The organism is Flavobacterium sp. UBA6135 (assembly GCF_002428305.1).
GTDB lineage: Bacteria > Bacteroidota > Bacteroidia > Flavobacteriales > Flavobacteriaceae > Flavobacterium.
On record NZ_DIVJ01000008.1, the window covers coordinates 23,529 to 34,936 of the forward strand.

Sequence of the window (11,408 nt, forward strand, 5' to 3'; positions counted from 1 at the left end):
ATGATTACAATTGTAGAAGCTACAACAAAAAAACAAATTAAAGATTACGTAAAGTTTCCTTTTGCCTTATACAAAAATCATCCGTATTGGGTTCCTCCATTGATTTCTGATGAACTGGAGACATTTGACAAAACAAAAAATCCGGCTTTTGAAAACGCAGAAGCCTATTTTTATTTGGCTTATAAAGAAAATAAAATTGTGGGTAGAATTGCCGCTATCATCAATTGGGAAGAAGTCAATAACCAACAAAAAAAGAAAGTTCGCTTTGGATGGTGGGATGTTATAGATGACATTGAAATCACGAAAGCTTTGTTGGAAAAAGTATATGAATTAGGCAGAAAAAACAACCTTGAACATGTAGAAGGACCGTTGGGTTTTTCCAACTTAGATAAAGTTGGAGTAGTCACCGAAGGCTTTGATTACATGGGTTCAATGATAACGTGGTATAATTTTCCCTATTACAAAGACCATTTAGAAAAATTAGGGTTTACAAAAGAAAAAGAATATTTTGAAAGTACTTTTTCCTTTTCAAATGTGGATGCCTCTCCTTACTACAAAGCAAGTGATCTTATTGGAAAGCGATATGGATTAAAAGCTGTTACGTTCACCAATACAAAAGATATCTTACCCTATGTAGATGAAATGTTTGATTTGTTTAATGCATCCTATGCCAAACTAGCCTCGTTTGTGGCAGTTTCTGAACGGCAAAAAGACTATTTCAAAAAGAAATACATTCCTTTTGTTAATCCGGAATACATCATTTTTGTTGTGGATCAAACCAATAAATTAGTGGCTTTCAGCATCGTAATGCCAAATTTTGCAGAAGCTTTGAAAAAAGCAAACGGTTCCTTATTTCCTTTTGGTTTTTATCATTTATTACAAGCAAAAAAACACAGCAAGGAAGTTTTATTTTATTTAATTGGCATTGACCCAGACTACCAAAATAAAGGGGTTACCGCAATTATTTTCAAACAATACCATAAAGTTTTTGAGGAAAAAGGAATTATTAAATGCATCAGAACTCCTGAACTCGAAGAAAACAATGCTATTCACAATTTATGGAAAAACTTTGATCCAAAAGTGGATAGAAAAAGAAGAACCTATAGAAAAGAATTATAAAATCAAAAAACCACTTCCGTTTAAGAAGTGGTTTTTTGATTTATAAACTATTACCCATTACCTACTTATGACACATCCACAGTAGTAGCCTCAGCAATCTTCTTATACGTACCGTTAATTAATTTCTCACGTATTGCTTCAAATGCGGTTAAGGTTTCTTCTATATCAGCTAATGTGTGTGAAGCCGTTGGAATCATTCGTAATAAAATAATACCTTTTGGAATAACCGGATAAACCACAATAGAAAGGAAAATTCCGTAGTTCTCTCTCAAGTCATTTACCATTACCATCGCTTCAGGAATACTACCCTCAAGATAAACCGGTGTTACACAAGTATTGGTATCGCCAATATTAAATCCTTTTTCTTTTAAACCGTTTTGTAATGCATTAACATTTTCCCACAATTTATCTTTCAATTCGGGATGATTGCGTAATAATTCCAAACGTTTTAAAGCCCCAACAGTCTGAATCATCGGTAAAGCTTTGGCAAACATTTGCGAACGTAAATTGTATTTCAAATAATCAATTATATCTTTATCTGCTGCAATGAAAGCACCAATACTTGCCATAGATTTGGCAAAAGTGGAAAAATACACATCAATTCCGTCTTGACAACCTTGCTCCTCACCTGCTCCAGCTCCGGTTTTTCCTAGAGTTCCGAAACCATGAGCATCATCAACTAATAAACGGAAATTGTATTTTTCTTTCATGGCAACAATCTCTTTCAATTTTCCTTGTTGACCACGCATTCCGAAAACACCTTCTGTGATAAACAAAATACCACCACCTGTTTCTTCCGCCATTTTGGTAGCACGTTGCAGGTTTTTCTCCATGCTTTCTAAATCATTATGACGGTAGGTAAAACGCTTACCCATGTGCAAACGAACTCCATCAATTATACATGCATGTGCATCTACATCATAAACGATAATATCATTTTTGGTAACCAAAGCGTCTATAGTTGACATAATACCTTGGTAGCCAAAATTCAATAAATAGGCGGACTCTTTCATTACAAAAGCAGCCAATTCTCGCTCCAATTGTTCATGAGCATCCGTATGCCCACTCATCATTCTAGCTCCCATCGGATATGCAGCACCGTATTGTATTGCGGCATCTGTATCTGCTTTTCTCACTTCAGGATGATTGGCTAAGCCTAAATAATCATTCAAACTCCAATTTAAAATACTTTTCCCGTGAAATGTCATTCTTGGTCCTAACTCACCTTCTAATTTTGGGAATACATAATAACCCTCAGCTTGTGAAGCCCATTTTCCTAAAGGACCTTTATTGTTTTGAATTCTTTCGAATAAATCTTTTACCATGATAAAAAAAGGTATTAATTTGGTATATAAAAAACGGGTCAAAAGTAAGTATTTCTTCGTTTCTTTCATACTATTTTAAGTACTAATTATTTAAAAATAGAAATATTTTTCAAATATGCATTTTGAAGAGATTTGAATAAAAGCTATTTAAAAAAGTGTACATTTGATTGCATAAAACATAACACACTTGATAGATGAGTCAACGCGATGATAATGATTTGAAACTAGCTGTATTAATTGATGCAGATAACGTTCCATATAGCAATGTAAAAGGCATGATGGAAGAAATTGCCAAATACGGCACACCAACCACCAAAAGAATTTATGCCGATTGGACAAGACCTAATGCCAACGGCTGGAAAGGTGTTTTATTAGAACACGCCATTACACCCATCCAACAATACAGTTATACTTCAGGAAAAAACTCCTCAGATTCCGCCTTAATCATTGATGCAATGGATTTATTGTATTCCGGAAAATTAGACGGCTTTTGTATTGTTTCCAGCGATAGTGATTTTACACGATTAGCCATTAGACTCAGAGAATCCGGCATGAAAGTATTTGGAATTGGGGAGCAAAAAACACCCAAACCTTTCATCAGTGCCTGTGATAGATTTATATTTATTGAAGTTTTAGAAGATGCTAAAAAGAAAAAAATCGTAAATTCTCCTGCGGACAAGAAAAAAATTGAAAAAATAATTCCTAAAATCGATGTGGAAACCATTGACTTGATTGAATCCAGTATTGAAGATATTGCCGAAGACGACGGATGGGCCTTTTTAGGTGATGTCGGAAATCTTATAGTTAAGAAAAAACCGGAATTTGACCCAAGAAATTATGGTTTTACAAAGCTTACACCGTTAATGAAATCACTTACCAACTTGTTGGAAATTCATGAAAGAGAATCGGATAAAAAAGGAATCAAACATGTATATGTGAGGTTAAAATAATAAGTCTTTATTTTGTTTTTAACAAAATATTTCAAAAAAGCTTTAACAATTGTTTAATTCTACTTTTTAAACGTTAAATTAGCTTCATGAAATGCTTCTCTGATTGAACTTTTAATTGGAGTTTTACATTTTTTGAATAAAAATGAGGCTTTACATAAAACATATGGTGAGTTTACGTTGTAAATTAATGGTGAAGCAAGAGTTGAAAAAACTGGGGCTACACTATGTCATTGTAGAGCTTGGTATGGTAGAAATTTTAGAAAACTTAACTACAGAACAACAAACACTCTTCAAAATTTGTTTATTGAATTCCGGTTTGGAACTAATGGAAGACAAAAAAATCATCTTAATTGAAGATATTAAAAAGGTAATTATTGAAATGATTCGTTATTCTGACGATCTTCCAAAACTGAATTACTCGCAGTATATAAGTAAAAAACTAAACCGTGACTACGCCTTTTTAGCTAGTTCCTTCTCTGAAATTGAAGGCATGACTATCGAACATTATATCATCAATCTAAAAATTGAAAGAGTCAAAGAACTTGTTCTATTCAATGAAAACAACCTAACAGAAATCGCATATTTAATGCATTATAGTAGCGTGGCCCACTTATCCAATCAATTCAAAAAAGTCACAGGCTTAACTCCTTCTCACTTCAAACAACTACAACAAAAAAATTAGCATCACAACACATACTTAATGTGTGAATAATGCAATTTTATGACACAATTGTGTAATCCATACCTTCCGAAATTAAATCACCTTTGGTAGGAGATAAATGGTTGTGTTTTCCGGTTATAAAACAATAATCCGGTAATGAAAAAAACAAGGAGTAACTACTATCGTTGCTTAAATGTGAGTGAAGTAGTAGCAAACAATTAAAATCTAGAACAAATGAAAAAATATGAAGAAATATTAGGTATGAAGATCATAGAGATCACTCAAAAACTACATACAGATTTTCCTGAAATATATGAACACTTAAGTGAAACACCTTTGCCTTTTTGGGATTCTAAAACAAAATATTCTAAAGAAAGCTACTATAATTATTTAGAGACAATTATTGCAATTTTAAACCAATCAAAACAAAATGAAACAGCATTGGGAGTGTAATAGTTAAATAAGTGTAAATAATACAACTTTAACACAAGATTATATAATCCTTTTTCAAACAACATAGAATACCTTTGATTTAATAATCAGAAAGAAATTTATAAAATGGAAAACGTATATTTAAACAAACTTGCTTCATTAAAATCGCCAGTTAAAAACAACAACTGGAATAATAAAAAAAGAATTCTTAAAGCGAAATTCACCTCTCTTACAGACGCAGACTTGCGTTTTGACGATGGTAATAAAAATGCTATGTTATCCAAAGTTCAGGTTAGGCTTGGGATGACAAAAGATGAACTTTCATCACTATTAGCATCGCTTTAATTATAAGTGTGGATGTTGAAAGTAAAAATATAATGGAAAAACTGCTTACTGAAAAGTATTGAGAAATCAATACGATACAACTTAATTCCCATATAGTTAGTCGTAATTCAGCCAAGAAAGATTTTGCTTATCTTTTTAACATTCACACTTTTTTTAAAAAAAACAAAATGAAATAAACCTTAAAAACAAACAGTATGAGCAATTTACTTTATTACATCGCAGTCATCATTATAATCGTTTGGGCAATTGGATTTTTTGCTTACGGCTCTTCAGGCATCATTCACGTTCTATTAGTAATTGCGATAATTGCAATAGTCTTAAGAGTAATAAGAGGTGGTGGATCAAATACAAATCTTTAAATACAATTACAATGACAAACAATCAATTTACTTTAGGCTTATTAGGCGGATTTGCAGTTGGAGCCCTATTAGGTGTGCTTTTTGCTCCTGAAAAAGGAACTGTGACCAGAAAAAAAATGAAAAATCAGTATGACGATTATGCAGATGAGCTAAAACACAAGTTCGATTCCTTTTCTGATACGGTTACCAATAAATTTTCTGATCTAGAGAGAAAAACAAACAAAATTGTTGCGAACTCCAACGAATAGCAACCAAATAAATCCTTAAGTAACTACCGTAATTACTTAAGGATTTTTTTTATTCTTCATTTTCCTTTTTAGTTTCAATAGGATTTTCTACTTCCTTTTCATCACTCTGCAAAACGTGTGTTTTCTGTTCATACTTTCCTTCCAAATCATCCATCAAACTTTTTTTCCAGAGTTTAATTCCGGTAAAATAAGAAGACCTTCCAATCAAATGGGCTCCAACAGGTGCAGTTAAAAACATAAAAAATATAATGGCTAAAACTCTGGTTGTGATTGAAGAATCATTAAAATAAATTCCGGCAGCTATTAAAACCAATCCTATTCCTAATGTAGCAGCTTTGGTTGTCACGGAGATTCGCAGATACAAATCCGGCATCCGAATCACACCTATTCCTGCTAAAAGAATAAAAATAGCTCCAAAAGAAGTTAATATATAAATCAGTATCTCACTCATTTTTTTTACGTTTTTCAAGATAATAGGAAAAAGCAACCGTTCCTAAAAAAGCAATCAATGCTAATATCATTGCAATGTCAAGAAAGGTAGGTTGATTGGTAATGATGCTATAAATCGATATAATACCAATTCCTATAGTAATTAACAAATCCAAAGCCACCACTCGGTCTGATAAAGAAGGACCTAACAAAAACCGGATAAAAACTAATACTGCCGAAATGGATAAAATCGGTAGAATTATAAAATATAAAAATTCGTACAAACTCATCGGGTAATGTTTAATAATTTCTTTTCAAATCCATCTTTGATACTTCGTATAAATTCGTCCTTGTCATGGATATACATAGCGTGAACATAGAGTACTTTGCGATCATCAGAAACATCTAAACTCAAGGTGCCGGGTGTCAACGATATCACATTGGCTAAAAGTGTAATTTCTAAATCGGTATTGGCATCCAAAGGAACCGATACAATGCCGGGCTTCATGTACATTGTTGGTGTTATTACATCATATGCCACTTGAATATTGGCCTTTATCAATTCATATATAAAATAAAAGAAAAAAGAGATAATACTTGGAATTACTCTGAAATATTTACGATCGGTCTTATCTGAACTGATTATCCAAAGAATTAAAAAAGTCAAAACAAAACCAAAAACAAAGTTTATAAACTCAAAACTTCCCGTTAGGGCAACCCAAACGATGGTAAGTATCAAATTTAATAAGACTAACTTTTTCATGACTTTATGGATTAACCGGTGTTACTTTTCCCAAAACAGCTTCAATGTAACCGGAGGTGTTGGATAATTCAAAGGCTATTCGCTCCGACAACAATTGAACGTGCTCAGCAAAAAATCCGATATATAACGAGACCAAAGCTAGAATAACAATAGGAAGAACCATATTTAATTTATCTTTAAACTTTAAATCACCGAAATATTTAAAATTAGGTTTTCTTGGGATTCCGGTACTGGCTTTCCAAAACACATTGGTCCACATTTTAGCAATGACAAACAAAGTTAAAAAACTACCCAACAATATAAACCCAATTAAAATATAATAATTGTCTTCAAATCCTGCTTTTAGCAACGAAATTTTTGGCCAAAATCCCGACAAAGGAGGAATTCCTATCAAGGAGAATAATGGAATCAACATCAAAATTGACAGTTTTGGGTAAGAACCATAAAACCCGCCCAACTCTTTCATACTGTTACTTCCTTTTATTTTGTATATCATCCCTCCCACCAAGAATAAGTTTCCTTTTACTACAATATCATGTATCATATAAAAAATAGCTCCTGTTAAGGCCAATTCAGAATGCATACTCAAACCGGCAATCATAAAACCGATGTGACAAATAATAAGATAGGAAAAGACTTTTTGAATATTGTTTTGAACCAACGCTCCAAATCCGCCACTTACTATCGTTAAAACCGCAACGGTCATCAACAAATTATCTATAAACTCATCTCTGATAAAGATAAGTGTAAATACGCGAATCATAGCATAAACACCTACTTTTGTTAGTAGTCCGCCAAAAATAGCGGAAACCGCAGCCGGTGGAGTGTGATAAGAAGAGGGAAGCCAAAAATAGAGTGGAAAAACGGCCGATTTAATCCCGAATCCAACAAAAAAGATAAGTGCAGTAATATTGATTAAACCTGTATTTTCAGAAGCGGCAATTTTAACTGACAAATCCGCCATATTCAAAGTACCCGTAATACCATACAACACCGCAATAGCGGTTAAAAAAATAACCGAGGCCAAAATGTTTAAGGTAAAATATTTTACAGCCGATTCAATCTGAGGCTTTTCGCCACCAATGGTCAATAAGACAAACGAACTAATGATTATTACTTCAAACCAAACATATAAATTAAAAATATCACCGGTTACAAAAGCACCAATTAAACCCATCAGCAACAAATGATAAATGGGAAAATAGCCAAACTTTGCTCGTTCACTGATTATTGATGCTGAGGAATAGATTGAAATGGCTAGTCCTAACAAACACGTCAACAGCACCATTGTAGCCGAAAGCATATCTACTACCAGCGTAATTCCAAAAGGGGCTTGCCAACCTCCCGCTTGAAAAGTAACGGTTCCATATTGCCATACCTGTGCAAACAAAAAAGCAGCAAGTAATAAAGCAATGCCACTTCCTGCAACGCTTAAACGACGTTGAATTCGAGTATCATGCCAAAAGAACATCAACACTATGGCTAATGCAAATTGAAAAAGTAGCGGATATAATAAAAAATGTGCTATCATGCGTATTCGTCTGTGGTGTTCATTTGATCTAAATCGTCAGTTTTTACAACTTTATAAGCTCGTTTTATCAAAACAATAGCAAAAGCTTGTAAACCAAAACTAATCACAATGGCGGTTAAAATTAAGGCTTGTGGCACCGGATCGGCATAGGTATCCAAAATGGTAGAAGTACCCTCCGGAATAATGGGTGGTTTTCCTTTTACAATTCTTCCTACCAAAAAAATCAGCAAATTGGCTCCGTTTCCTAATAGGATTAAGCCAATAATAAGCTTCACCAAACTGCGTCGGAGAATCATATAAACACCGGCACCATAAAGTAATCCGGTTATAACGGCTAATAGTATTTCCATAATTAAGGGGATTCTGAAATAGTCATAATAATGGTTAAGGTCACTCCCACCACCACTAAATAAACACCAATATCAAAAAACAAGGGGGTTCCAATCATTCCAATTACCGGAAGTGGGTCTTTGAACCAAACACCTGTCATAAATTCTTTTCCTTCCAAAACCATTCCGGCAATACCGCTAAAAAAAGCAATTGCTAAACCAACCGGCATTAAAAATCCGGGGTGTATCCGAAGCAAGGTTTTGGTATTCTCCTGTCCGTTTGCCGATCCGTGTAAAATAAAAGCAATCGAAGCAATCAAACCACCGATGAATCCGCCACCGGGAAGGTAATGACCTCTAAGCAATATAAATACAGAAAACAACAGTAATAACGGCAGTAAATAAGTAGAAGCAGTACGTAAAATTATAGTCTTCATAGCTTTTATTTATTTCTAATTCGTAATTTTAATAAACCAAAAACGCCCAAAGCAGCAATTACTAAAACCGTAATTTCTACCATGGTATCCATTCCTCTAAAATCTACTAAAATCACATTTACAATGTTCTTTCCTTTTGCCAAAACATAGGAGTTCTCAGCGTAAAACTGCTTGGTTTCACCCGCATTCGAAACTTGTAAAACTTCAATTGACAGGATAGTAATCAAAGAACCAAATAACAGAGCAATAAAACCATCTCGCACTCTTGTTTTAAAATCAGAAAGCGTTAAATATTTTGGTAATCGATACAATACCAATACAAACAAAATGACGGTTAAAGTATCAATGGTAAACTGTGTCATCGCCAAATCAGGAGCACTATAAAACACAAAAATCATACAAATAGCATAACCCACAACACCCATTGCGGCCACAGCAGCTAATCGGGATTTTGTAAAAACGGCATAAAATATGGCCACAATCATAATCAATAAGGTGGAAACCTCATAAATTGTTAGATCCAATAACGAATTAAAATCAAGTGAAAAGGTAACATTATTAATCAAATAATAACCAATCAAAAAACTTAAAAACAAAATAATGGTAAGGATATAATTTCGTAAATATCCATTTTGAAAAAAGTTCGTCCAAAGGGAAGCCGTTTCCTGAAAGCCATTCGCAAATCCTCTAAACAATGTTTTGGGTGCTAAGAAATCTACTTTTTTAAGTTTCAATTCTTTTACAGCCGATGGTTTTAACACAAAAACCAAAAGGACTCCTAATGCTAGTGTTCCGATACTTAAAAGCAAAACAAAGTTGAAGCCATGCCATAATTTTAACGGTGCTACAAAAGAGTCAGGAACTAATTCATTCAAGGAAGGCTGAAACAAGGCATTGTCTAAAATCGAAGGAAACAATCCGAATAACATTCCTAAAATACCCAGCAACAAAGGAGGCATCCACAACCGTTTATCCGGTAAATGAACAGATTTAAAAGTTTCCGGTAATGGGCCAATAAATGGTTTTATCCCTACTTGATATCCGGCATACAACAACAATATATTAGTTACAACCGCAAAAACCGTAAACAAAACCGCTTCACTACTTTGTAAGGTAGCTTCATATATCAAATCTTTGCCAACAAATCCAAAACTCGGTAGCATGCCCGCATTTGACAACATCGCTAAAAATCCGGCAACGGCAACAGGCATCATGACCGATTTCAATCCACTTAACTTGGTTACATTTCTTGTTCCGGTTTCATGATCAATTATCCCCGTTATTAAGAAAAGTGCTGCTTTATACAAGGCATGCACTACTATAAAAACCAATGCGGCATGTAACGCTGTGGTAGTACCAATTCCAATTAAAAAAACCAAAATACCTAAAACAGAAATGGTAGAATAAGCTAAAATCCCTTTTAAATCGGTTCGAAATAACGTGTGAAAAGCAGCATAAAGCATCGTGATGGCTCCAACAGTAAATAAAGTTGTATTCCAAAATTCATGATCTCCTAACAGCGGTGTAAATCGTAACAACAAATAGATACCCGCTTTTACCATGGTGGCAGAATGCAGGTAGGTAGAAACCGGAGTCGGAGCTTTCATCGCTCCGGGTAACCAGAAATGAAACGGAAACTGAGCCGATTTGGTAAACGCAGCTACAAGTATAAATACTAATAAAATGACGTAATACGGACTTTCTGTAAAATCGATACCACTATGAATCAATTCCTGAATCGAATAAGTGTCTCCAATAAATCCAAATAAAATAGCAGCTCCCAATAAAAACAATCCACCAAATCCTGTGATTGCCAAAGCTTGTAAAGCCGACGTTCGGGAACCTTTGTCATGGTTATTAAAACCAATTAAGAAAAACGAACTGATACTCGTTAACTCCCAAAAAATAAACAAGCCCATAATAGAATCTGAAAGTACCAACCCCAACATGGCTCCCATGAAAATGGACAAATACCCATAAAAACGATCCAGATAGGTATGACCCTTTAGATAATAGGAAGTATATAAAAAAACCAAAGTACCTATGCCCGTGATTAACAAACTGAACAACAAAGCTAAGCCATCCATACGGAAACTCAAATGAACACCCATACTGGGAACCCATTCAAACAACTGAGTCGGAACTTCTCCTTGTTTTATTTTTCCAATAAAAGTGGTAAAATACACAAACAGAGATAAAGGCAATAAAGTGAGTAGATAGGAAGTTGTTCCTTTTAACTTTTTACCAAAAAAAATTAAAATCAAAGCCACTACAACACAAAGCAGTATGGTAACTATCATTGGTTTTCAAAAACTATATCATTGCAAATATATTGAATAATGAACACAGAAAGAGTCTGCCAATGAAATGTTATCAAAAATTTAACCCTCCACTTTTTTAAATCAATAAAGATGAGATTAAAACAGTTTCTGATATTTATAAATTAATATATAACAAAAAAAAGAAGCCGTCTCACAACT

The 11,408-nt window shown here is 33.9% G+C and carries 15 protein-coding genes; 7 read left to right on the forward strand and 8 right to left on the reverse strand.

Translation table 11 applies throughout. The annotated features are described in order from the left end of the window. Positions 1 to 1,119: a GTP cyclohydrolase gene (locus B3L86_RS02235; protein ID WP_291114613.1), complete on the forward strand. Its 1,119-nt coding sequence runs from the start codon at positions 1 to 3 to the stop codon at positions 1,117 to 1,119. Between the two features lie 65 nt (positions 1,120 to 1,184). Here the strand turns inward: B3L86_RS02235 and B3L86_RS02240 are convergent, their stop codons facing one another. After that, positions 1,185 to 2,444, reverse strand: a complete 1,260-nt coding sequence (locus B3L86_RS02240) for an aminotransferase class I/II-fold pyridoxal phosphate-dependent enzyme (RefSeq protein WP_291114640.1) — start codon at positions 2,442 to 2,444, stop codon at positions 1,185 to 1,187. A gap of 194 nt (positions 2,445 to 2,638) precedes the next feature. Between B3L86_RS02240 and B3L86_RS02245 the strand changes: the two genes are divergently transcribed. From B3L86_RS02245 to B3L86_RS02270, 6 genes are all read left to right on the forward strand, one after another. After that, positions 2,639 to 3,394 (forward strand): NYN domain-containing protein, encoded by a 756-nt coding sequence (locus tag B3L86_RS02245; protein ID WP_291114615.1) that lies wholly within the window; start codon positions 2,639 to 2,641, stop codon positions 3,392 to 3,394. 142 nt (positions 3,395 to 3,536) lie between these two features. Next, positions 3,537 to 4,076: a helix-turn-helix domain-containing protein gene (locus B3L86_RS02250; RefSeq protein ID WP_291114617.1), complete on the forward strand. Its 540-nt coding sequence runs from the start codon at positions 3,537 to 3,539 to the stop codon at positions 4,074 to 4,076. 213 nt (positions 4,077 to 4,289) lie between these two features. Further along, positions 4,290 to 4,508, forward strand: coding sequence for a hypothetical protein (locus B3L86_RS02255; RefSeq protein WP_291114619.1), 219 nt, complete (start codon positions 4,290 to 4,292; stop codon positions 4,506 to 4,508). A gap of 105 nt (positions 4,509 to 4,613) precedes the next feature. Then, entirely contained in the window at positions 4,614 to 4,832 is a 219-nt protein-coding gene (locus tag B3L86_RS02260; RefSeq protein ID WP_291114621.1) for a general stress protein CsbD, read from the forward strand. Positions 4,833 to 5,026: 194 nt separating this feature from the next. Beyond that, positions 5,027 to 5,191: a lmo0937 family membrane protein gene (locus tag B3L86_RS02265; protein ID WP_188362131.1), complete on the forward strand. Its 165-nt coding sequence runs from the start codon at positions 5,027 to 5,029 to the stop codon at positions 5,189 to 5,191. 11 nt (positions 5,192 to 5,202) lie between these two features. After that, complete coding sequence (locus tag B3L86_RS02270; RefSeq protein ID WP_188362130.1) at positions 5,203 to 5,439, forward strand: YtxH domain-containing protein; 237 nt, start codon at positions 5,203 to 5,205, stop codon at positions 5,437 to 5,439. A gap of 49 nt (positions 5,440 to 5,488) precedes the next feature. Here B3L86_RS02270 and mnhG read toward each other — a convergent pair whose 3' ends face one another. Genes mnhG through B3L86_RS02305 form a run of 7 tightly spaced genes read right to left on the reverse strand, consistent with a single transcriptional unit; the run spans position 5,489 to position 11,228 of the window. After that, positions 5,489 to 5,890, reverse strand: a complete 402-nt coding sequence (mnhG, locus tag B3L86_RS02275; RefSeq protein ID WP_291114623.1) for a monovalent cation/H(+) antiporter subunit G — start codon at positions 5,888 to 5,890, stop codon at positions 5,489 to 5,491. After that, a complete protein-coding gene (locus tag B3L86_RS02280; protein WP_291114625.1) occupies positions 5,883 to 6,158 on the reverse strand; it encodes a cation:proton antiporter in 276 nt (91 codons plus the stop codon). Before B3L86_RS02280 ends, mnhG begins: the two co-directional genes overlap by 8 nt. After that, positions 6,155 to 6,631: a Na+/H+ antiporter subunit E gene (locus tag B3L86_RS02285; protein ID WP_291114626.1), complete on the reverse strand. Its 477-nt coding sequence runs from the start codon at positions 6,629 to 6,631 to the stop codon at positions 6,155 to 6,157. Before B3L86_RS02285 ends, B3L86_RS02280 begins: the two co-directional genes overlap by 4 nt. A 4-nt stretch (positions 6,632 to 6,635) precedes the next feature. Continuing rightward, positions 6,636 to 8,162: a proton-conducting transporter membrane subunit gene (locus B3L86_RS02290; RefSeq protein WP_291114628.1), complete on the reverse strand. Its 1,527-nt coding sequence runs from the start codon at positions 8,160 to 8,162 to the stop codon at positions 6,636 to 6,638. Beyond that, the gene (locus B3L86_RS02295) at positions 8,159 to 8,512 is read right to left on the reverse strand and encodes a Na+/H+ antiporter subunit C (RefSeq protein ID WP_291114630.1); all 354 of its coding nucleotides are present in this window, start codon (positions 8,510 to 8,512) and stop codon (positions 8,159 to 8,161) included. Before B3L86_RS02295 ends, B3L86_RS02290 begins: the two co-directional genes overlap by 4 nt. A gap of 2 nt (positions 8,513 to 8,514) precedes the next feature. Further along, positions 8,515 to 8,928, reverse strand: a complete 414-nt coding sequence (locus tag B3L86_RS02300) for a Na+/H+ antiporter subunit B (protein ID WP_291114632.1) — start codon at positions 8,926 to 8,928, stop codon at positions 8,515 to 8,517. 5 nt (positions 8,929 to 8,933) lie between these two features. Continuing rightward, complete coding sequence (locus B3L86_RS02305; protein ID WP_291114634.1) at positions 8,934 to 11,228, reverse strand: putative monovalent cation/H+ antiporter subunit A; 2,295 nt, start codon at positions 11,226 to 11,228, stop codon at positions 8,934 to 8,936. Between the last annotated feature and the right edge of the window lie 180 nt (positions 11,229 to 11,408).